The 21,246-nt window shown below is 45.7% G+C and carries 20 protein-coding genes; 14 read left to right on the top strand and 6 right to left on the bottom strand.

All coding sequences use genetic code 11. The features are described 5' to 3' along the window. Window positions 1-253 precede the first annotated feature (253 nt). The 10 genes from nadC (at window position 254) to SO_RS01975 (ending at window position 9,353) form a co-directional block, all read left to right on the top strand. Window positions 254-1,135, top strand: a complete 882-nt coding sequence (nadC, locus tag SO_RS02020) for a carboxylating nicotinate-nucleotide diphosphorylase (RefSeq protein ID WP_011070778.1) — start codon at window positions 254-256, stop codon at window positions 1,133-1,135. A gap of 480 nt (window positions 1,136-1,615) precedes the next feature. Then, complete coding sequence (locus SO_RS02015) at window positions 1,616-2,032, top strand: pilin (RefSeq protein ID WP_011070777.1); 417 nt, start codon at window positions 1,616-1,618, stop codon at window positions 2,030-2,032. Between the two features lie 73 nt (window positions 2,033-2,105). Further along, window positions 2,106-3,815 (top strand): type IV-A pilus assembly ATPase PilB, encoded by a 1,710-nt coding sequence (pilB, locus tag SO_RS02010; RefSeq protein WP_011070776.1) that lies wholly within the window; start codon window positions 2,106-2,108, stop codon window positions 3,813-3,815. Window positions 3,816-4,066: 251 nt separating this feature from the next. Beyond that, window positions 4,067-5,338, top strand: a complete 1,272-nt coding sequence (locus SO_RS02005) for a type II secretion system F family protein (RefSeq protein WP_011070775.1) — start codon at window positions 4,067-4,069, stop codon at window positions 5,336-5,338. A 165-nt stretch (window positions 5,339-5,503) separates the two neighbouring features. Then, window positions 5,504-6,430 (top strand): prepilin peptidase, encoded by a 927-nt coding sequence (locus SO_RS02000; protein WP_011070774.1) that lies wholly within the window; start codon window positions 5,504-5,506, stop codon window positions 6,428-6,430. A gap of 153 nt (window positions 6,431-6,583) precedes the next feature. Then, on the top strand, window positions 6,584-7,201 hold the full coding sequence (coaE, locus tag SO_RS01995) for a dephospho-CoA kinase (protein ID WP_011070773.1): 618 nt from the start codon (window positions 6,584-6,586) through the stop codon (window positions 7,199-7,201). Then, window positions 7,194-7,928, top strand: a complete 735-nt coding sequence (gene zapD, locus SO_RS01990) for a cell division protein ZapD (protein WP_011070772.1) — start codon at window positions 7,194-7,196, stop codon at window positions 7,926-7,928. Before coaE ends, zapD begins: the two co-directional genes overlap by 8 nt. Before the next feature lie 60 nt (window positions 7,929-7,988). Beyond that, window positions 7,989-8,198, top strand: coding sequence for a DNA gyrase inhibitor YacG (gene yacG / locus SO_RS01985; protein WP_011070771.1), 210 nt, complete (start codon window positions 7,989-7,991; stop codon window positions 8,196-8,198). A gap of 87 nt (window positions 8,199-8,285) precedes the next feature. After that, window positions 8,286-8,678 (top strand): 8-oxo-dGTP diphosphatase MutT, encoded by a 393-nt coding sequence (gene mutT / locus SO_RS01980; RefSeq protein WP_011070770.1) that lies wholly within the window; start codon window positions 8,286-8,288, stop codon window positions 8,676-8,678. Window positions 8,679-8,816: 138 nt separating this feature from the next. Beyond that, window positions 8,817-9,353 (top strand): thioredoxin family protein, encoded by a 537-nt coding sequence (locus SO_RS01975; protein WP_011070769.1) that lies wholly within the window; start codon window positions 8,817-8,819, stop codon window positions 9,351-9,353. Window positions 9,354-9,452: 99 nt separating this feature from the next. On the opposite strand, the gene SO_RS01970 is transcribed toward SO_RS01975, so the two are convergent. Together SO_RS01970 and rhlB are read right to left on the bottom strand one after the other, a co-directional pair. After that, the gene (locus SO_RS01970) at window positions 9,453-10,373 is read right to left on the bottom strand and encodes a Ppx/GppA phosphatase family protein (RefSeq protein ID WP_011070768.1); all 921 of its coding nucleotides are present in this window, start codon (window positions 10,371-10,373) and stop codon (window positions 9,453-9,455) included. Next, entirely contained in the window at window positions 10,374-11,693 is a 1,320-nt protein-coding gene (gene rhlB, locus SO_RS01965) for an ATP-dependent RNA helicase RhlB (protein ID WP_011070767.1), read from the bottom strand. A gap of 151 nt (window positions 11,694-11,844) precedes the next feature. On the opposite strand from rhlB, the gene trxA reads away from it, so the two are divergent. Beyond that, the gene (gene trxA, locus SO_RS01960; RefSeq protein ID WP_011070766.1) at window positions 11,845-12,171 is read left to right on the top strand and encodes a thioredoxin TrxA; all 327 of its coding nucleotides are present in this window, start codon (window positions 11,845-11,847) and stop codon (window positions 12,169-12,171) included. Between the two features lie 212 nt (window positions 12,172-12,383). Then, window positions 12,384-13,649: a transcription termination factor Rho gene (rho, locus tag SO_RS01955; protein WP_011070765.1), complete on the top strand. Its 1,266-nt coding sequence runs from the start codon at window positions 12,384-12,386 to the stop codon at window positions 13,647-13,649. A 112-nt stretch (window positions 13,650-13,761) separates the two neighbouring features. Here rho and SO_RS01950 read toward each other — a convergent pair whose 3' ends face one another. From SO_RS01950 to SO_RS01935, 4 genes are all read right to left on the bottom strand, one after another. Beyond that, a complete protein-coding gene (locus SO_RS01950; protein ID WP_011070764.1) occupies window positions 13,762-17,220 on the bottom strand; it encodes a zinc-dependent metalloprotease in 3,459 nt (1,152 codons plus the stop codon). A gap of 22 nt (window positions 17,221-17,242) precedes the next feature. Beyond that, window positions 17,243-18,112 carry a hypothetical protein gene (locus SO_RS01945; RefSeq protein WP_011070763.1) on the bottom strand — a complete coding sequence of 290 codons (870 nt, stop codon included), beginning with the start codon at window positions 18,110-18,112 and terminating at the stop codon, window positions 17,243-17,245. A 64-nt stretch (window positions 18,113-18,176) separates the two neighbouring features. Next, a complete protein-coding gene (locus SO_RS01940) occupies window positions 18,177-18,596 on the bottom strand; it encodes a hypothetical protein (RefSeq protein ID WP_164925600.1) in 420 nt (139 codons plus the stop codon). A gap of 301 nt (window positions 18,597-18,897) precedes the next feature. Next, a complete protein-coding gene (locus SO_RS01935; protein ID WP_011070762.1) occupies window positions 18,898-19,827 on the bottom strand; it encodes a LysR family transcriptional regulator in 930 nt (309 codons plus the stop codon). Between the two features lie 119 nt (window positions 19,828-19,946). Between SO_RS01935 and SO_RS01930 the strand changes: the two genes are divergently transcribed. Then, complete coding sequence (locus tag SO_RS01930) at window positions 19,947-20,960, top strand: zinc-binding alcohol dehydrogenase family protein (RefSeq protein ID WP_011070761.1); 1,014 nt, start codon at window positions 19,947-19,949, stop codon at window positions 20,958-20,960. Continuing rightward, the gene (locus SO_RS01925; RefSeq protein ID WP_011070760.1) at window positions 20,957-21,241 is read left to right on the top strand and encodes a putative quinol monooxygenase; all 285 of its coding nucleotides are present in this window, start codon (window positions 20,957-20,959) and stop codon (window positions 21,239-21,241) included. Before SO_RS01930 ends, SO_RS01925 begins: the two co-directional genes overlap by 4 nt. Window positions 21,242-21,246 lie beyond the last annotated feature (5 nt).

Raw genomic sequence — 21,246 nt, 5'->3', positions numbered from 1 at the left:
GCGCTGCAAAAAACGCAGCTGCTAGAAAAAGCAGAGCGGGCTGCGCCCTTATAGATTCTAGAGCGAGCTTGCGAGCGTCCTAGCAGTTGCGCAGCAACGCTCTAGGCCCTATATCCTAGCAGTTGCGTAGCGACGCTCTAGCACCTAGCGGCGCAGCCATGATAATCTTAAGCCCAAATGCAAGCAGGCAGACAGTTTACCCCATGTTAGCCCATGCCTACTCGCCCGACGTACCAGAGCAAGGATTCCAATCATGCTAGAAAACGATATTCGCCACGCCGTAAAAACCGCGCTCAGTGAAGACCTTGGTGGCACCGAAATCAACGAACATACCAAAGCCATTGCCTACGGCGATATTACTGCCGAGCTTATTCCAGCAGATAAATATGCCGAGGCGACATTAATCACCCGTGAAGAAGGCGTTTTTTGTGGCAAAGCCTGGGCAGAACAAGTCTTTAATCAATTAGGTGGCGAAGTCGCGCTGCATTGGCATGTCGATGATGGCGATCTTGTGTTACCCAATCAAGTCTTGTGTGAATTATCAGGCCCCGCTCGCGCCTTATTGACGGGCGAGCGCACTGCGATGAACTTTATTCAAACTTTATCCGGTGTCGCCACGCTCACAAAACACTATGTAGACAAACTGGCTGGCACTCACACCCGTTTGCTCGATACCCGTAAAACCATCCCAGGACTGCGCACCGCCCAAAAATATGCCGTCACCTGCGGCGGCGGCAAAAACCACCGTATCGGTCTGTTTGATGCCTTCTTAATTAAAGAAAATCACATCATGGCCTGTGGCGGCATAAGCCAAGCGGTAGAGGCGGCCCGTCGCTTACATCCCAATAAACCCGTTGAAGTGGAAGTCGAATCCTTAAGTGAACTGGCCTTAGCACTAGATTCTGGCACAGATATCATCATGTTAGATAACTTTGATATCACCATGATGGTCGAAGCTGTGGAGCTAAACAATCAATACAAAATGAAAGGCAGCGGCGCCAAGCTAGAAGTCTCGGGCAATGTGACCCTAGACACCTTAGCAGAGTTTGCCAAAACAGGTGTGGATTATATTTCCGTCGGCGCCCTCACCAAACATGTCCGCGCCTTAGACCTATCAATGCGATTGAAAGGCTAGAAAAAGCAGAGCGGGCTGCGCCCTTATAGATTCTAGATTCTAGAGCGCGCTTGCGAGCGTTCTAGCCGTTGCGCAGCAACGTCCTAGATTCTAGCTTCCTAACCTTTACAGCATAACCCCACTAAATAGTCCCATTAAAAACAGGTATAACTCGCGCCGATGTTTTGACTCTGTGTTAAATGCGTCAACTTAACTAACAATGTCAAACCTTTGTTAGAACGCAATACGTTTTAGCATCAAGTTTTTAGACAAAATAATCATTTAATTAATACTTTATGCGTAAAAGTAGTTTCAATTTAGTTAACTTTGTACTAACTTTTACCACAGGCGAGATGGCCGTTTCGGCCTTCCTTATCGAAAATAGCTCAAAATGAATTGTCGCTAGCCAAAAAACCAGCAATTCATTGCAAGCAATCAAGATAAGTAGCCGAAACGAACACAATCGATAAACGACACTTTCCACTGTATTGGAGCGAGAAAATGAAAAGTATCAAGATGAACAAACAAGCTCAGGGTTTTACCTTGATCGAACTGATGATTGTAGTAGCCATTATCGGTATTTTGGCTGCTGTAGCATTGCCAGCTTATCGTGAATATGTTGCAACCTCGCATGGTGGCGCATCAATGAAAGGCCTTGCAGGATATGTAACTAAGGCCCAAGCATGTATCCAAACTGGTGTCGGATGCGCAACTATCGGTACTGAAATTACCGCAGATCCCAAAATTGCAGCAACTCCTGATGTTGCTGAAGCAACTGCAACAGCGTTAACATATGATGACGGTACTTGTACTGTTACAGCAACAATAGGTGCTACTGGCGGCGTATCCTATGCTGCTGACACTAAAGAGACTACTAAAGCGACCAAAGCACAATGTGAAGAGGGCGCTGGTTTATAACCTTTTAGCATCTTATTATGGTTGATATGGTTTAGTACCATATCAACCTTCGTTTTTTTATTGAGTTTATCCAATGCCCACCACAGGCTTACATTTAGGTTTATCCACTTTATTTATTCGTAAAGGGCTGCTAAATGAAGAGCAGATGGCGACTGCCATCACCAAATCCCGCCAAAACAAACAAACCTTAGTTACCACCTTAGTGCAGACTAAGCTCGTATCGGCCCGCAGTATTGCCGAGCTTTGCTATGAGGAATATGGCACGCCGCTGCTGGATTTAGCCGAATTTGATGTTAGCGCCATCCCTGAAGAGTTTCTGAATAAAAAACTGATTGAAAAACACCGCTGCTTACCGCTATTTAAACGCGGCAATCGCCTGTATATCGCCACCTCCGACCCCACCAATATTGCAGCCCTTGAAGAGTTCCAATTTAGTGCCGGCCTGCATGCCGAAGCGATTTTGGTGGAGGAGGATAAGCTCGCCAAAGCCCTTGAAAAAGTACTAGAAGAAGATATTACCGGCCTTGATTTAAGCGGCATGGATGAGGCGGCGCTAGCGGGTATCGAAATTACCGATACCGATAAACGCAATGAAGAGACAACTGGCGAAAGTAGTGATGATGCGCCAATTGTTATCTATATCAATAAGATATTAACCGACGCCATTCGCAAGGGCGCCTCAGACTTACATTTTGAGCCCTATGAAAAACGCTATCGTATCCGTTTTCGTATCGATGGCATTTTGCATGAAGTCTCCGAACCGCCCATTAGCTTAGCTGGACGACTCTCGGCGCGGTTAAAGGTGATGTCAAAGCTCGATATTGCCGAGCGCCGCGTCCCTCAAGATGGCCGGATTAAGATGAAGCTGTCCCGCACTAAGTCCATCGACTTTCGGGTAAGCACCCTGCCGACCCTGTGGGGCGAAAAAATTGTAATGCGGATATTGGACTCGTCCTCCGCCCAATTAGGCATTGAAAAACTAGGCTACGAGCCTGATCAAGAAAAACTCTACCTTGAGATGCTGGCCAAACCCCAAGGGATGATTCTGGTCACAGGCCCCACGGGTTCGGGTAAAACCGTTTCGCTCTATACAGGGTTAAATATCCTCAATACCGCCGAGCGTAATATCTCCACCGCTGAAGATCCGGTTGAGATTAACCTTGAGGGCGTAAACCAAGTTCACATTAATTTAAAGGCCGGTTTAACCTTTGCCTCGGCACTACGCTCCTTTTTGCGCCAAGACCCCGATGTGGTAATGGTGGGCGAAATCCGCGACCTTGAAACCGCCGAAATTGCCATTAAAGCCGCGCAAACTGGCCACTTAGTATTATCAACTCTGCATACCAACTCCGCCGCCGAAACCTTAACCCGCTTAATCAATATGGGCGTGCCTGGCTATAATATCGCCAGCTCAGTTAACTTAATTATTGCCCAGCGTTTGGCACGGCGGCTCTGCCCCGAATGTAAACAGCCCGAGCAAATACCTGATCATGAGTTACAACGTTTAGGCTTTAGCGATGTGCAAATCGCCCAAGGTTTTACCACCTATAAACCCGTGGGCTGCGAGCATTGCTCCGGTGGCTATAAAGGACGGGTGGGGATTTACGAAGTGATGAAGATGTCAGATGAAATTGCCCGTACTATTATGGAAGGGGGCAACTCGTTACAGATTGCTGGCCAAGCTAAAGCGCAAGGCATGCGCGATCTGCGTCAATCGGGGCTACTAAAAGTACTCCAAGGCGTGACCAGTATTGCCGAAGTGAATCGGGTTACCAGTTTTTAATAGCGGGACGGCTGTGGCATGCTAGAACGCTTCTAGAGTGCTGCAAAAAGCGCAGCTGCTAGAAAAAACAGAACGGGCTGCGCCCTTATAGATTCTAGAGCGAGCATGCGAGCGTTCTAGCCGTTGCGCAGCAACGTCCTAGATTCTAGAGCAAGCATGCGAGCGTTCTAGCCGTTGCGCAGCAACGTCCTAGATTCTAGAAGCAAGCTTGCGAACGTCCTTCTTAGCTTTACAACCAATAGGGATAATTTATGGCTACGGCAACGACAGTAAAAAAGCCTCGCCCAAAAAAGATTGAGCAAAAAAGCCAACCTAAAATTTATACCTTTGAATGGAAAGGTGTTAACCGCGATGGCCAAAAAACCAGTGGCGAGCTGCGGGGTGCTTCTGCGGCAGAGATCCGCAGCCAGCTAAAATCCCAAGGGGTAAATCCTAAAACGGTACGCAAACAATCGGCCGCCCTATTTAAATTAGGTGATCCCAAAATTACCCCAATGGATATCGCCATGGTGACTCGGCAAATTGCCACCATGCTTGCCGCTGGGGTACCGTTAGTCACCACCATTGAATTACTGGGCCGCGGCCATGAAAAAGTCAAAATGCGTGAGCTACTAGCAACGATTCTTTCAGAAATCCAATCGGGTATTCCATTGTCCGATGCGCTGCGCCCCCATCGACGCTATTTTGATGATCTCTATGTCGACTTGGTCGCCGCAGGTGAGCATTCGGGTTCCTTGGATGTGGTATTCGATCGTATTGCTACCTACCGCGAAAAATCTGAGGCCTTAAAGTCAAAAATCAAAAAAGCCATGTTTTATCCTGCTGCGGTAGTGATTGTGGCCATTTTAGTGACTGCATTACTGTTACTCTTTGTGGTGCCACAATTCGAAGATATTTTTAAGGGCTTTGGGGCCGAGTTACCCGCTTTTACCCAATTAGTACTGCAAATCTCCCGAGGCTTACAATCCTCTTGGTATATCTTCTTAGGTGCAATTGTGGCTGGCGTATTTTTATTTGTCCGCGCCCACCGAAACTCTCAAATAGTGAGGGATAGAGTGGATGAAGCCGTCTTAAAAATTCCGGCGATTGGGCCGATTTTACACAAAGGTGCTATGGCACGTTTTGCCCGCACCTTAGCCACCACCTTTGCCGCTGGCGTACCATTGATTGATGGTTTAGAGTCCGCGGCGGGGGCATCGGGTAATGCGGTATATCGTAAAGCCATTTTAAAAATCCGTCAGGAAGTGATGGCGGGGATGCAAATGAACGTGGCCATGCGAACCACTGGGCTGTTCCCCGATATGCTGATCCAAATGGTGATGATTGGCGAAGAGTCAGGCTCACTCGATAATATGCTCAATAAGGTTTCAACCATCTATGAGATGCAGGTGGATGATGCCGTGGATGGTTTATCCAGCTTGATTGAACCTATTATGATGGTGGTGATTGGTACTGTCGTCGGCGGCCTTATTGTTGCTATGTATCTACCCATCTTCCAAATGGGTAAAGTAGTTGGCGGCTAGAACGCAGCAAAAAGCGTTGCTAGAAAAAGCAGAACGGGCTGCGCCCTTATAGATTCTAGGTCCTAGGTTCTAGAGCAGCGTTTTTTGCTGCGTCCTAGATTCTAGCGAAGCGTCCTAGACGCCTAACATCCGTTTTACATTGAACAATATAATTAAGTAAGAATAATGACTGAATTTTTCACTTTATTGGGTCACACCTTTGACCAAGCACCATGGCTTTTTATCTCATTAAGTTTTGTGTTTGCGGCCACCATTGGCAGCTTTTTAAATGTGGTGATTCACCGTTTTCCGGTGATGATGAAACGCGAATGGCAGCAGGAATGTAATCAGTATTTGCAGGAATATCATGCCGATATTGTTAAGCAAGTGGGTATCGATAAGCTCAGTAAAGCGATAGATCACTATCCTCCAAAATACAATCTCGTGGTGCCAGGCTCCGCTTGCCCTAAATGTAAAACCGCCATCAAACCTTGGCATAATTTACCGATGTTAGGCTGGTTAATGTTGCGAGGAAAATGCGCCGCCTGTAGCGCGCCAATCTCAGCCCGTTACCCCATTATTGAATTAATAACCGGTTTACTGGTTGCGACATTGGCTTGGCATTTTGGCCCAAGCTGGCAATTTGTGTTTGCTGCAATCCTCACTTTTGTGTTGATTGCGCTGACGGGAATCGATCTGGATGAAATGCTGTTACCCGATCAGATGACCCTTCCCCTGCTGTGGTTAGGGCTACTCATCAACCTAAACCATACCTTTACCAGCCCAGCCGATGCGATGATTGGTGCGGCAGCTGGCTATTTAAGTTTGTGGTCGATTTTTTGGCTGTTTAAGCTGTTAACTGGCAAAGAGGGCATGGGTTATGGTGACTTTAAACTACTCGCCGTATTTGGTGCTTGGCTAGGCTGGCAAATGTTGCCGCTGGTCATTTTACTTTCATCCTTGGTTGGCGCCTTCGTTGGCATCACGCTGATCGTGACCAAGCGTAATCAGCTTGCTAACCCGATTCCCTTTGGTCCTTACATTGCCGCCGCAGGCTGGATCGCCCTAATATGGGGCCAACCTATAGTGGATTGGTATTTAAGTACGTTATAGAACAGACTTTGTCCTTATAGGTTCTAGATTCTAGGTGCTAGATTCTAGGTTCTAGGCTTTAGATTCTAGAAGGAGCGCAGCGACGCCCTAGCAGGACGAAGTCCGCTCTAGGTCCTAGCAGCGTAGCGTCCTTCTTAGCTTTCAGAGAGAATTATGTCCAAATTTGTTGTCGGTTTAACGGGCGGGATTGGCAGCGGTAAAACCACTGTGGCGAATCTGTTTGCCGAAGAAGGTATTTGCCTAGTCGATGCCGATGTAGTTGCTCGAGAAGTCGTCGCACCAGGCACCCACGGGTTAAACGCCATTATTAGCCATTTTGGTACCGAGATGTTAACGGCCTCGGGCGAACTTGACCGCGCAAAGCTAAGGCAACGGGTGTTTAATGATGAACAAGAACGCCAGTGGTTAAACCAACTACTTCACCCTATGATCCGCCAAGAAATGCTTTTGCAGGTCGAAAAAGCCACCTCAGACTATGTAATTATGGTTGTACCCTTGCTATTTGAGAATGGGTTAGATAGGTTAGTCCATCGGACTTTAGTGGTGGATATTTCGCCAGAGTTGCAAATCAGCCGTACCGTACAACGAGATAATGTTGATGCAACTCAAGTAAATAACATCATTAACAGCCAATGTAGTCGCAGTGAAAAACTCGCCAGAGCAGACGACATTATTGATAATCATGGAGAGATATCAAGATTAAAACGAGAGGTGCACGCATTGCATCAACGCTATTTACAATTATCCGGTAATCACAACGCCCATGACTGACTTAGTTTATGAACAGCCTTTAAATGAGAAGATTCGAAGTTACTTACGACTCGAATACCTCAGTAAACAGCTCTGTAATAACCTAAATAACGACCACCAACATAGATGTTTTTACCCTCTTTTTTCCCTGTGCGAGTTATCGGAACGCTGTGACTATCGCAATGAAGTCCTTAAAGATATCGAGCGAAATCTTCTGCAACTGAGCAAATGGCAAGAACTCGAACATATCGATAGCAAACAAATCACGTTTTATATTGAAGCCTTAACTCAAGCCAGAGAGTCATTACAACGCCCCGAGCGTTGTGGGAATCAACTAAAACAAGACCGATTTTTATCCGCGCTCAGACAACGCTTTGGTATGCCGGGCGCTTGCTGCAATTTCGACCTGCCCCAACTGCATTTTTGGCTCGCCAAACCTTGGGATGAAAGACGACAGGATTACCAAGCTTGGGTAAGTCATTTCGAGCCCCTACTCACCCCAATCGCCCTTTTACTTCAACTGACCCGCAGTACCGCTGATTACGCTAAAGCCACCGCCCACGCCGGATTTTATCAAGGGGATAGCACCCAAGCCCTGTCCTTGGTTCGAGTCAAAGTCGATGCTGCCCACGGTTGCTATCCGACGATCAGCGGCCATAAAAATCGCTTCGCCATTCATTTTGTACAATTCGATCAACAACGCCACTCAGACCGCAGCATCGAATTCTTACTAGCGACCTGTGCTTGAAGCCATTACACTAACGGCATTGATATTTGTTATTCCGCAGTAAATCAAGAGAGCCCCATTATGCCGTTAACCGTAAGCTGCCCTATTTGTAAAACCCCAGTAGAATGGGGGCCTCAATCGAAATTTAAGCCTTTTTGTAGCGAACGTTGCAAGATGATCGACCTCGGTGATTGGGCGTCCGAAAAACATGCCATTCCAGTTAAATCTGAATTTGACCTCGACGCTTTAGACGAACTCGGTTACGACGAAGACAGCTTCTTTAAAGAATAAGCTTCATATAACAACTCCGTATATTTACCAGCAGCCAGAAGCGACGAGTTTCAGATTGTTTGGCTATACAGTGATAAGTAGAAATTTATGACAAAACGCATCCATGTTGCCGTGGGCATTATTCTTAATGCTAACGGACAAATCTTACTCGCCAAGCGCCCGGAGCATTTACATCAGGGCGGCAAGTGGGAATTTCCCGGCGGTAAAGTCGAACTGAACGAAACCGTTACCCAAGCCTTAATACGTGAGTTAAAAGAAGAAGTGGCGCTAAACGTCCATTCAAGCGAACCTTTTATGGCGTTAAGCTACGATTATCCCGATAAGCAGGTTTTGCTCGATATTCATACTGTGAGCGACTTTACTGGCGAGGCGCAGGGGCTTGAAGGGCAACAAATTGCTTGGGTCGATAAACATGATCTCACCCATTACGATTTCCCTGAGGCGAATAAACCCATCCTCGCCAAGTTATTGGAACAATAGCTAACTTTTTGCGGGCAGGAGCAAGTTTTACATTAGCGATACGTGATCTGCCTTGCAGCAAATTCATTGGCAACTTTTAGAAAACCAAAATTAGTGTTTGAATGCAAACTCATTCTTCTTCGATTTTGAGGGCATATCATGCACAATAACGTTAAAGCATTACTCGCCACGACCGCGTTATTTTTTAGTTGCCAAGTACTAGCAAATGGCGGCTGTGGCTTTGAAGAGCAAAAACAGGGCTTGATTGCCACCTGCAGCGAGGAGAAGCAAGAAGTGATTTTAACCGGTGTAGTTGAAGCGCAACATTTAGTAAAAGATCTCAATGAGTTTGCTGAAGGCTACAAAAGCTACCAAGTCGATACCGACGCCTTAGCACCACTCAAAAAAGTTACGGAACCAACAGAAATCGTAGTGATTATTGGTACTTGGTGCCCAGACTGCCATCGCGAAACGCCACGTTTTATCCGCATTATCGAAGAAGTGGCCAACCCCAATATCAAAGTGACTTATATTGGCGTCGATCGCAGCAAGCAAGATCCTGAAGGGCTGGCGGCAAAATACGAGTTTAAACGCATCCCCACCTTTATCGTGCAACAACAAGGTAAAGAAATTGGCCGTATCGTAGAGCGTCCAACCGTATCGCTCGAAAAAGACTTAGCCGAAATATTGAAATAAAACAGAGCGGGCTACGCCCTGATAGGTTCTAGATTCTAGAAGGAGCTTCGCGACGCCCTAGCCGCGAAGCGTCCTAGCAGTTGCGCAGCAGCGCCCTTCCTAGCTTTCAAGTATCCGATTAGCCAACATCACTAACACGCCTTCACGCAATGCGCCACCGGATAGTGCTAATTGTTCAAGACCCAAAAGCTCAAATAGGGCGAGTAAAATCGCGACTCCTGCAGCAAATGTCGGCGCACGTTCAACACTTAAGCCAATAATGCCAGAAAGACTCGCATCCTCCTCGGCAAGGATTTCCGCTTTCAGCTGTGTCAACACAGATAAAGTGATGATTTCTGACAGTTTGCGATGCATCAAGATTTCGACCACTGATTGCACCGCGCCAGAAGCCCCAACCACACAATGCCACCCTAAGTCTTTTAGCCTTTGTCTATGCTCACCTAGCACTTCCAGCACTTGCTGTTTAGCATCGTCAAAGTCGAGTTCTTGCACCGGCGCGTTGCTAAAGAAGCGTCGATTAAAGGTCACACTGCCCATCGGCAAGCTAGTTTTAAATTGGACTTGATGACCATCACCGATAATAAATTCGCTGCTTGCTCCACCAATATCAATCACTAAGCGTCGACCTTGGCCACAGGTTGTTGCCACCATACCTTGATAAATCAGTTCAGCTTCACGCATGCCCGAAATAATCTCAATTGGGTGACCAAGGAGAGGAATGGCCTTCTGGTTAAACTCGTCGGCGTTATTGATGGTACGCAGTGTTGCTGTGGCAATCACAGCAACATGATTGGGATGGATTTTATGCAGTGTTAACATTTGGGCAAACATGGCGAGGCAATCTAAGCCTCGCTGCATCACTTCCTGTGATAAATAACCATCTTCGCCAATCCCTTCGGCTAACCTGACTTTACGTTTATATTTAGCAATAATATGTGGCTGATCGCCTTTTGTCTTAGCGATCAGCATATTAAAACTGTTAGAGCCTAAAGTAATGGCAGCATAAGCAGGTGTTGGCATTTACGGCTGTCTACGCGTCCTGTCATGGCGAGGCGGACGACCACCACTGCGATGAGCACCTGGAGTTCGACCCGCTCCTGAGCGCTCACGTAAATTACGGGCACCCGCTGGGTGTTTACGGTGGATCTTGACCGGCGATGGAATATCATCGAGCAGCGCATCGCGATCATAATTACTCACAGGAATAGAGTGATTGATATAAGTTTCAATCGCAGGCAAGTTTAGTGCATATTCCTCACAGGCAAAACTGACTGATACGCCCTTGTTACCCGCGCGTCCAGTACGACCGATACGATGGACATAATCTTCACAATCATCAGGTAAATCATAATTGTACACATGGGAAACATCGGAAATATGTAGACCACGTGCGGCAACGTCAGTCGCGACCAAAATATCTAATTGGCCTTGAGTGAATTGTTCAAGGATTCGAATACGTTTCTTCTGTGGCACATCGCCCGTAAGCAGACCCACACGGTGGCCATCACCCTCAAGCCAAGACCATAAGTTTTCACAGCTATGCTTGGTGTTTGAAAAAACAATGGCTTTCTCAGGCCAGTCTTCTTCAATCAGCGTTAGCAGTAAACGCATCTTATCTTCTTGGGAAGGATAGAAAATTTCTTCTTTGATGTTCTTGGAGGTTTTTTCTTCAGGTGCGATTTCGACTTTCACTGGATCATTCATATGATCATAGGCCAACTCTTGCACCTTCATCGAAAGCGTGGCTGAAAACAACATATTCAGGCGCTGATCGGCATTGGGCATACGTCGGAATAGAAAACGAATATCCTTGATAAAACCGAGGTCAAACATACGATCGGCTTCGTCTAACACAACAGCTTGAATCGCATTTAAATTGATAATGCCCTGACGCACATAATCGATAATCCGTCCGGTAGTACCGATTAAGATATCAACACCTTGGTCGAGCACTTTACGTTGAACATCATAACTCTCGCCACCATAAACAATACCCACCTTTAGGCGAGTATGTTTCGCGAGTAAAATCGCATCCTTAGCAATTTGGATCGCTAATTCACGGGTAGGTGCCATGATAATGGCACGAGGTTGATTTAATTGGCGCCCTTCAGGAATGGAGGACGACAATAAATGGTTAAATGTGGCAACCAAAAACGCCATTGTCTTGCCTGTGCCCGTTTGAGCTTGGCCAGCGATATCTTTTGATTGAAGTAATACGGGTAATGATAACGCCTGAATCGGCGTACAAAATTCAAAGCCGTTCTCGGCAAGGGCCTGTTTTACCTCAGGATGTAGAGGTAGGTCGGCAAATTTTTGATTTGATAAATGTGTTTGGCTCATAGCGCAAGCATACCATTTGGGGTTGCAATAAGATACTCGATCGTTTGAAATAGCCACATTGTAAAAGGTAACTTGAAAAGCTATTTTTCAGCCCCAATATACATGGTAAGCCATTAACAAACCAGCAATGGCAACCAAACTGGAGAACATCATGAGCGATAAAATTATATACCTGAGCGACGACAGCTTCGAAAACGACGTATTAAAGGCCGATTTACCAGTATTGGTAGACTTTTGGGCTGAGTGGTGTGGTCCATGCAAAATGATCGCACCAATCCTTGACGACGTTGCCGAAGAGTACGCAGGTCGCGTGACTATCGCTAAATTAAACGTTGACCAAAACAACGTTTCTCCTGCTAAATATGGCGTTCGCGGTATCCCAACTCTACTGTTATTCAAAAACGGCGAGTTAGCTGCGACCAAAGTTGGCGCCCTCTCTAAAACTCAATTAAAAGAGTTTATCGACGCACAAATCTAATTTGTTGTCGCTATGAGTGACGTCCGGCACAAGCTTAAATTAAATTGTGCCGGAATCCCCCTAAATTTCTGGACGCCCTGCTTTGTTAGTGCTACTTTAATAACCAGATTCTTTCTAACTAAACCACTTCTCGCTCATCAATAACTATCCTGAATCACAAACTTTACTGATTGATCGAGGTAAGCTTTGTCGCGTAACACAAGATCCCCAACATGAACTTAACTGAATTAAAAGACACGCCGATATCCGACCTAGTTTCGCTAGCCGAAAACATGAAACTCGAAAATATGGCCCGTGCTCGCAAGCAGGACATTATTTTCTCCATCCTTAAAGCCCACGCCAAAAGCGGCGAAGACATTTTCGGTGGCGGCGTATTAGAGATACTCCAAGACGGATTCGGTTTCTTACGTAGTGCAGATGGATCTTACTTAGCTGGCCCAGATGATATTTACGTTTCACCAAGCCAAATTCGCCGTTTTAACATGCGAACGGGTGACACTATTTTTGGTAAGATTCGCCCACCCAAAGAAGGTGAACGTTATTTTGCCCTGTTAAAAGTTAACGAAGTTAACTTTGATAAACCTGAAAACTCTCGCAATAAAATCCTCTTTGAAAACTTAACCCCACTCCACGCAGAAGAACGTATGCGTATGGAGCGTGGTAATGGCTCAACTGAAGACATCACTGCCCGTATTCTGGATTTATGTTCACCTATCGGTAAGGGTCAACGTGGTCTGATCGTTGCGCCACCGAAAGCAGGTAAGACGTTATTACTGCAGAACATTGCCCAGTCAATTACCTACAACAACCCTGAAGTGGTGTTGATGGTTCTGCTGATCGATGAACGTCCAGAAGAAGTGACAGAGATGCAACGCCTCGTTAAAGGCGAAGTTATTGCATCTACCTTCGACGAACCAGCAAGCCGTCACGTACAAGTGGCTGAAATGGTTATTGAAAAAGCTAAGCGTTTAGTCGAACACAAAAAAGACGTAGTGATTCTACTCGACTCTATCACCCGTTTAGCACGTGCGTATAACACTGTCATCCCTTCATCGGGCAAAGTGTTAACGGGTGGTGTGGACGCTAACGCCCTACACCGTCCTAAGCGCTTCTTCGGTGCGGCTCGTAACATTGAAAACGGCGGCAGCTTAACCATTATCGCGACGGCGTTAGTCGATACTGGTTCTAAGATGGACGAAGTGATTTACGAAGAGTTTAAAGGTACAGGTAACCAAGAGCTGCATCTGTCACGCAAAGCCGCTGAAAAACGTGTCTTCCCTGCGATTGACTTTAACCGCAGCGGTACTCGTCGTGAAGAGAAACTGACAAATCCGGACGAGCTACAAAAAATGTGGATCCTACGTAAGATCCTCAATCCAATGGATGAAGTCAGCGCAATGGAATTCCTCATTGATAAACTGGCGATGACGAAGACTAACGATGAATTCTTCACCGCGATGAAACGCGCCAAGTCTTAAGCCATACAAGATTACATGAATAATAAGGCCGCTCACTGAGCGGCCTTTTTTATGTTTTACACATGGTTATGGATTGCAAAGCCGCGGGTGCGGCTCACTCGATTCAAGTGACTTAATCAAGCACAGGTAAATAACTGAGCACTAGCTGATCTCGACTTAGCTGCCTGTCAATGATCTCACCTACTGTGCCGTTGTTTAACTTGATGGCAAGCGTGGCCTCACCGGCCTGCGTCTTAAAGGTTTCCATCTCTTTAATTCGGTTAATCAGCGCCAATGCTAAAGTGTTTTCTGCGGTTGCAGCATACACTCGGCCATTTACCGTCACTTCTGCTTGAGTCGCCAATGCTGGACCCGCTAAACGAATACCAACGTATTCACGCCATACCCTAGCTTTTTGCTCGCCTTGATAGTCACTGTCCACGGATGCAAGCACCACTTGGCGTAATATCATCTGCAGTAAATTACTCTTACCTTTTGGTTGGCCGTTAACGGTATCAAATTGGAAGTAACGTGATACTGAACGGTCATAATTAGGTAATGGTTCAATACTTTGTTGTGCAAAATCAGTGTAATAAGGCAGATAGCTATCGAGCTTACCACTCACGCCACAGCTTTCGGTAAAGAGCGGCGTATTACCGCGAGTCAGGCCAGGACCTTCGCCCATGGTCATTTTACACAGCATGTCTTGGAACACCGGACCCACATTAGGTAAATCAACCAATGCTTTATAGCCACGGCTTGACGTACTACGGGGAGTGGTACGTGATACTAAGGCTCTCACGGCTAACAATTTATCTGGCCACACTCCCAACACGTCGCGTTCATTCACATAGGGGTGGTTAGGTGAAGATGCTGGCGTTTTAATGCCGTTGAGTAAGCGACCCGAAAAGCTAACATCCGCCGTTAATAAATCCTGAAATTTAGGATTGATTTGCGATTTAATGATCAACTCTTTCAAGGCTTCAGGAGAATCAGAGAACTGACTGATCACCTCACCTGGCTCAAATTGCGCCTTCATATCGCCGCTTTTAAAACGATATTGCTCAAGTACCTTAGCAAAATTGTACTGTTGCCTTAACGCAACGCTGCCATCGGCTTGCTTGTATGTCACATCGAGGGTCGCATCATTTTCTCCAACCAGCTTGAGGAAGAAATCTGCCGACTGATTCATCGCCCGCTGATTCGCGCAATACCAAGCCTCGCTACCTGCCGCCGCCAATCGTTCGCATTCACCAGCGAAAAAGTTTTCAGATAGACCAAATAATTGCTCTAAAAAGCTCACATCTTCAATGAATTGACGTATTTCATCAAACTGAGCTTTACGATTAATAGCGTAACTTAGGCTATGATCTTCAAACAAAGATTGACGATTATGGCGTAGGTTCATGGTCTCGTAGCTATCGAAATACTTTTCGATATAAAACTGACCAATATCATCCAAGTTTTTGCCCGCATCTCCACGATTACAGTTGCTGTTAAGGGACACGTGCTCATCAGTACAGAAAGAATACTGACGTAGGCTATTGTTTTGCTCGATGTTATAAAGCGCGCCAAATCGGGTATCACCGTTAACGACGCCTTTGGCAAGTTCGTCACGACGCTTAGCATCTTCCGCTTTGAGCGACACAAATTCATTGGTCTTCGTTTCTACTTCACGGGCATAGCCAAAACGTAATGCAGCTAAGTCATAGGGTTCAAACGTGGTCGCAAACCGATTCACGTTATAATCCATTTGGCTCGAAAACTCGGCATTAACAGTAATGTCTGGGTAACCTGCATCGCTAAAGGCGGCTTTTAACTCCTTCAGTTGTGCTTGGTTAAAGGTATTGTCGTGGTCGCGACTCCCTGCAAAGTTATGCCTTAAGCCAAAAGTATGTCCTAACTCATGGGTCAAGGTGCCAGCAAATGCTTGTGCAGCTAGGGCTGTTGTTAAGGTGTCTTGTAAACTTATGGGCAGATCTTCAAATGCCGCTAACTTACCGCCCACTTTGCCATCAACCCACATGTCGGCTTTTTTCCAGTCAATTTCATGACCTTTGATACCGCGTGGTAATTCACGATCACTACCACCTGTAGCAAACACGGTATCGACATGCATCATTGAGTTTTCAGACCAAAACGCTTGTGTTTTTTCGTCAAAATCCGCTAAGGCATCGAAGCTATTATCCTTGGGCGTTAATAACAGCGATTTGGGTGCAGCAATGAGTTGCTGAGTGGGTTGCTCAAATGCTGCCGCCTCAACAGGCGCGGTATCGAGGCTGACATCTGGCTTGTTCAAATTCGATACATAAGGCTCGCCCGTTAACGATGTGACTGAATTCGCGTCCAATTTGCCTCTGTTATAATCTAAACGCACTTGACGATAGTAACGAACGGCGCCTTGTTTTAGATTCGAGCTGTATTGATTGACTCGCGCACTAACAATTTCACCTGTTAGCGGGTTTGCCGCTGATGGACCATAACCCGCCAGGCCATTATCCAGAGGCTCATCGAATAAAGTGATGTTGCTATAACGTAGGTCGCCATGGCGTTTATCGTTGGCTTGCTCAAGTTTTATCTGTGGAAAACCGGTTTTATACAACTTGTTTTGAATGTTAATTGCCGTAACAGACTCAATGGCAGCATCCAAAAAGGGTTTATTTTTCGCATCGTAGAAATTATTACTCAGGTAATAAGTCAGTTCCGATTTGGCCGGATTAAAGCGATTCAAGTAAGTTCGCACATACCCGTCAACGCCCTCTGAGTCAGTCGCATCACGATAGGTATGGGAGGAGGTAAAGAAACCAAATGCGCCCTTTTCGTTTTCGGCATAAGGAATCGCTTGATAGTCTTTACTGGCTAACTGATCCACCGCCACAATCGAAATAAACTCAGTGGTCGTAAAGGATAAATTGTCGAGATTGCCACCGTAAAATTGGTTAAAGCAACTTGGTGAAGCTTGATAGGTATGCTCAATTTCAAAGTTAACCACGCCCTTGGCTAAATCCATCTCATAGCCTTTTTGGCCTTGAGTATTCACTAAACGCGGCGCTTCGGTTTCAGTAACGCATTCCCCAAAGGTAAATATGTCATTAATGCCCAACTCGGCAATTTTAGCTTTGGCAAAATCAGGGACAAAGTAACGTTTATTCTGCCATGTTAAATTAGCATCGGTATTAACTTGCTCCACGTTAATACACTCACGCCATTTGTCTTCGGTACATTTAAAATCGATATATTCGCCGGGAATGGTTAATACTGGCGCTTGGTTATACTCATTAGGATAACGACTGTCATGACCTAATCCGATATTATCTCGATCAATTTGACGTACTTGGATGCCATTCTCAGTTTTATGCAAGGTCACCAACTTAGGATCACCTTGAGTAAAACCTCGCACCTCAGCGGCATAACGCGGAGCCTTACCCACGCTGCGAATGTAGAGATACTGCCGCTCAGTTGCTTTATCGATGTCAGCAGTGGTGACTTGCTTTTCATCTTTCGGGAGTTCTTTATAAGGCTCATCGCCGGCACCACACCCCACAAGGGTCAGTGCGCTGGTGATCGCCAGACATACCATTGACTTCTTCATAGATTCCTCTTAACTACTGTTTTTATAGATATTTAGTAATTGACAAATAAAAGGTTGAACTCTTTTTGTCATAAATCTCAAATCCCTGAGATGTCCCCACTTCTGGGTTATAGAAACGACCACTATTGTTGTGACCAACAGCCAACACCCAATCAGGCTTAAACGACCAACCGAGTTCTTGGGCGAAGGTAAATTGATCGTCGAGTCGGCGACCGTAATAGTTTTTAGAAATCCGATAACGACCACTCACATCCAAATACCAATTGGCGGTTATTTGCCAATAAGCATCGACTAATCCATCGAGTTGCTGTTCAACTAACACGCGCTCACCAGCGGTTTTGTATTGGTAAGCGTTGTAGCGATAGCGCGGTGAAAAATAAAAACTTAGGTTATCTAGCGGGCTCCAAAATAAGTACGCGGCAATGCGTGGCGCATATTGCAACCGATCCAGCTTTGATTCGCGTTCTGCGGGCAGATACACACCTAAACTACCTTTCAATGAGACGGTATCGCTTAAGGCATACAGTGGCGTGCGGTACTCCAGCAAAGGGTCATAAAAACTGGACTCCTTGCCATGTAATGTTTGCTTTTCACCCCCAAGGGTAAATAGCACATTGCCCCAATTTGCCTTGTAATCGATCCGGCTATCGATGTTAAAGGCTTGATAGGCGTAATAACTATCTGAGTCATAGATGTTTCGCGTAAAACCCACATTAACGTAGCCAGACCATTTTGCGACTTGTGCATCCGTTGCTAACTCAAATTCATTGACGGCCAATACTTGGCCGACAAATGAGAAACTGGCCAGCATCACCTGCACGCAGAAAAGTACTGACCATTTATTTCGCCGACGAGAAATCGACGAATAATATTGATTATTCGTTGGTTGCATAATAAAACCTTGATTTATATTTTTAATGGAAAATCTTGATAGTGAGCATTCGCTCTATGTAGCACTAGGATGTACTTGCTTGAACTGATTTAATCCAATTAAGTAAAACTGAATAATAGTTTTCTATATTAGTAATATAACCACGAATAAATATGGTTAAGATTAAATAAATAAAACTAAAAAAAACGAAAAAGGACGCTCCCCAAAATATGCTTTCAAAATCCGTTTGGCTAAAGCCAGTCCAAAGGGGAGCGCCATATTCACCAACTATTACTGTTGACTGATGGCTAACAGGTTCACAGTGAGACGCCATCACAGAAGCCATTGATAAGCTATTTTTTCCAACAATACATGAATCAGATGCAGCGGCAATATTCACAGGTAAGCTCACCCATAATATTCCAAACATCAGCCACTCACCCACAGCGAAAAGAAAACGCTTTGGTATTTTTGGATAATTTTTTGTGGCTAATTTAATTAACATTGCTCGTCAATACGTCATGCTATAAATAATCTCCACTGCAACATCACAGCTAAAGATACAAAAGGATACATTTATTGCATCATACGCACGAACAAAAAATCTTTTCAACTCACGCAAGAGCTAACTCATATTAAATTAAAATAAATATGAGTTAGATCAGAAAAATTTAGCAAAAACACACATAATAAACACAAGGAGCAACAACTAATCTCATCAAGAAAAACAATTTTAAAAACTTTATTTAAAAATAAATAACAGTATGCGATACGCTTATTTACATATACTACCACTATGCAATTGCTTAACGGTGTTTTGGGAGGATATGTTGAGCCGCCAACTGCGTTTGCAGCGCTTTACAACGCTGACGTAACATTTCGCGAAGCAGTAATACCACCGGAGTGACATGCTCGCGCCCAGGACACACTAAGTATAAATTGACCGACTCGCCGCGATATTCTGGCAATAAGGGCACCAAACGCCCTGCCATAATATCCTCTGCCAAATCTAAACTCGACTTAAACACCAACCCCTTTCCCGCTACCGCCCAGCGGCGCGCAATTTCAGCATCATTGGCACTGCGATTGCCTGTGACTCTTACTTTACATTCCTGGCCATCACGCTCAAATTGCCATTGGTCATGGGTTCTCTCATCTAATTTATAAAATAAGCAGTTATGCTGTGTTAGCTGCTCTAATGTCTCGGGTTGACCAAACTTGGCAAGGTATTTTGGCGATGCACATAGCACTCTGTCGGCACTGCAAATCGGAAAGGCAACTTGATTAGAATCCTGCGGCTTACCATAGCGCACTGCCACATCAATTTTATCGTGGTAAAAACTGCTAATATTGTCGCCCAAATGCAAACGTACTTGCAGCTGCGGAAAATCCAGTAAAAAGTCATCAAGCCAAGGGACAAATAAGTTTCGCCCAAAGTCTGATGAAACAGACAGGCTTAAGGTGCCAGACACCTTGCCTTTATCGCTGGCGATCGCCTGTTCTCCCAGGGCGAGATCACTTAAGGCGCGGCGACAATGGATTAGGTAACGCTCACCTTGAGCAGTTAACCTAAGGCTGCGGGTTGTGCGCACAAATAGGCTGGTATCAAGCTGTTTTTCAAGGCGTTTAATCGCTGCACTGGCCGACGCTGCCGAGAGTTCCAATTCAGCCGCTGCGGCCGAAATACTGCCGCAATCGGCAACCCGAACAAATAATGCGAGATCATTGAGCAGCATGATTATCAAATTTCCTTTGAAAAAATTACAAACTTTACCCCGTTTATCTAAAGGTTAATATTTCACACAATGGCACTCAATGACAAGTGACTGACACGAGTCGCCAGTGAGGAATGATTATGAGAGCCGTAGGTTACCAAACAGCAGGTGCAATCAATGCATTAGAAAACATCACATTAGCCAAACCCACCCCAACAGGTTTTGATCTTTTAGTCGAGGTTAAAGCCATATCGGTTAACCCCGTCGACACCAAGATCCGCGCATCCAGCTCAGCGCCCGCAGGGGAATATAAAATCCTCGGTTGGGATGCCGTCGGTGTTGTTAAAGCCATTGGCGACAAAGTCAGCCTATTTAAAGTGGGCGATGAGGTTTGGTATGCCGGCGATATTAGCCGCAGTGGCAGTTATGCGGAATATCAGTTAGTCGATGAGCGCATTGTTGCCCATAAACCGCAAACCTTAAGCTACGCACAGGCTGCGGCCTTGCCCTTAACCAGCATTACAGCATGGGAGTTATTGTTTGATCGCTTAGGTCTGCCACAAGATGGCTCAGCCACAGATGCACGTATTCTGATTATCGGTGCGGCTGGCGGTGTGGGTTCGATTATCACTCAACTGGCGGTCAAATTGACTGGAGCAGAGGTTATCGGTACCGCATCACGGCCAGAATCCGCAACTTGGGTGCAAACCTTAGGTGCAGATGTCGTCATCAATCATAACCAACCCCTTTCGCAAGAGCTGGCTAAGCTAGATATTGCCGATGTCACCCATGTGATTAGCCTGACTCAAACCGATAAGCACTTTGACGAAATCGTAAAAGTGCTCAGACCGCAAGGTAAACTGGCACTGATTGATGATCCTGTCGGCCCGTTAGATGTGATGAAACTGAAGCGTAAAAGCCTGTCGTTACATTGGGAGCTCATGTTTACCCGCAGCCTGTATCAAACCGAGGATATGATTGCCCAGCACCATCTACTCAATCGCATTGCCGAACTTATTGATACCGGCAAAGTAAAAAGCACCTTTGGCGAGCATTACGGTACGATCAATGCGCAAAATTTACTTAAAGCCCATGCACAAATTGAGTCGGGTAAAGCGATTGGTAAAATTGTACTTGAGGGATTTAGCCAATGAAAATCACGGTTTTTGCGCAAATCCAAGCGCATTCAGGTCAGAGTGATGCGCTCTTTAACATCCTCAAACAACTGGTGAGTGACACCCACACCGAGGCCGGTTGTTTTGAGTATACGCTGCATCGATCTTTAGATAATGCAAATCACTTTTGGATGTATGAAGTGTGGCAATCCCAAGCGGCGCTGGAGGCACATATGGCAAGTCCGCACTTTAATGCTTTTTTAGCCGTCTCGGCGACATTCGTTAAGCAGGTGGATATTCATAAGACTTTTGCCTGCTAAGCTCC

The organism is Shewanella oneidensis MR-1, assembly GCF_000146165.2.
In the GTDB taxonomy this organism is placed as follows: domain Bacteria; phylum Pseudomonadota; class Gammaproteobacteria; order Enterobacterales; family Shewanellaceae; genus Shewanella; species Shewanella oneidensis.
Note: the sequence above shows the minus strand (reverse complement) of the source record. Positions and strands in the feature narration are given on the sequence as shown.

What these genes read in the sequence shown, in the direction of transcription:
- SO_RS01970 (WP_011070768.1), bottom strand. Translation starts at nt 10,373, where the DNA reads ATGCCAACACCTGCTTATGCTGCCATTACTTTAGGCTCTAACAGTTTT.
- coaE (WP_011070773.1), top strand. Translation starts at nt 6,584, where the DNA reads ATGTCCAAATTTGTTGTCGGTTTAACGGGCGGGATTGGCAGCGGTAAA.
- SO_RS01975 (WP_011070769.1), top strand. Translation starts at nt 8,817, where the DNA reads ATGCACAATAACGTTAAAGCATTACTCGCCACGACCGCGTTATTTTTT.
- yacG (WP_011070771.1), top strand. Translation starts at nt 7,989, where the DNA reads ATGCCGTTAACCGTAAGCTGCCCTATTTGTAAAACCCCAGTAGAATGG.
- nadC (WP_011070778.1), top strand. Translation starts at nt 254, where the DNA reads ATGCTAGAAAACGATATTCGCCACGCCGTAAAAACCGCGCTCAGTGAA.
- SO_RS01935 (WP_011070762.1), bottom strand. Translation starts at nt 19,827, where the DNA reads ATGCTGCTCAATGATCTCGCATTATTTGTTCGGGTTGCCGATTGCGGC.
- SO_RS01945 (WP_011070763.1), bottom strand. Translation starts at nt 18,112, where the DNA reads ATGCAACCAACGAATAATCAATATTATTCGTCGATTTCTCGTCGGCGA.
- mutT (WP_011070770.1), top strand. Translation starts at nt 8,286, where the DNA reads ATGACAAAACGCATCCATGTTGCCGTGGGCATTATTCTTAATGCTAAC.
- SO_RS02005 (WP_011070775.1), top strand. Translation starts at nt 4,067, where the DNA reads ATGGCTACGGCAACGACAGTAAAAAAGCCTCGCCCAAAAAAGATTGAG.
- SO_RS01940 (WP_164925600.1), bottom strand. Translation starts at nt 18,596, where the DNA reads ATGTTAATTAAATTAGCCACAAAAAATTATCCAAAAATACCAAAGCGT.
- rho (WP_011070765.1), top strand. Translation starts at nt 12,384, where the DNA reads ATGAACTTAACTGAATTAAAAGACACGCCGATATCCGACCTAGTTTCG.
- zapD (WP_011070772.1), top strand. Translation starts at nt 7,194, where the DNA reads ATGACTGACTTAGTTTATGAACAGCCTTTAAATGAGAAGATTCGAAGT.
- pilB (WP_011070776.1), top strand. Translation starts at nt 2,106, where the DNA reads ATGCCCACCACAGGCTTACATTTAGGTTTATCCACTTTATTTATTCGT.
- trxA (WP_011070766.1), top strand. Translation starts at nt 11,845, where the DNA reads ATGAGCGATAAAATTATATACCTGAGCGACGACAGCTTCGAAAACGAC.
- SO_RS01930 (WP_011070761.1), top strand. Translation starts at nt 19,947, where the DNA reads ATGAGAGCCGTAGGTTACCAAACAGCAGGTGCAATCAATGCATTAGAA.
- SO_RS01950 (WP_011070764.1), bottom strand. Translation starts at nt 17,220, where the DNA reads ATGAAGAAGTCAATGGTATGTCTGGCGATCACCAGCGCACTGACCCTT.
- SO_RS02015 (WP_011070777.1), top strand. Translation starts at nt 1,616, where the DNA reads ATGAAAAGTATCAAGATGAACAAACAAGCTCAGGGTTTTACCTTGATC.
- rhlB (WP_011070767.1), bottom strand. Translation starts at nt 11,693, where the DNA reads ATGAGCCAAACACATTTATCAAATCAAAAATTTGCCGACCTACCTCTA.
- SO_RS01925 (WP_011070760.1), top strand. Translation starts at nt 20,957, where the DNA reads ATGAAAATCACGGTTTTTGCGCAAATCCAAGCGCATTCAGGTCAGAGT.
- SO_RS02000 (WP_011070774.1), top strand. Translation starts at nt 5,504, where the DNA reads ATGACTGAATTTTTCACTTTATTGGGTCACACCTTTGACCAAGCACCA.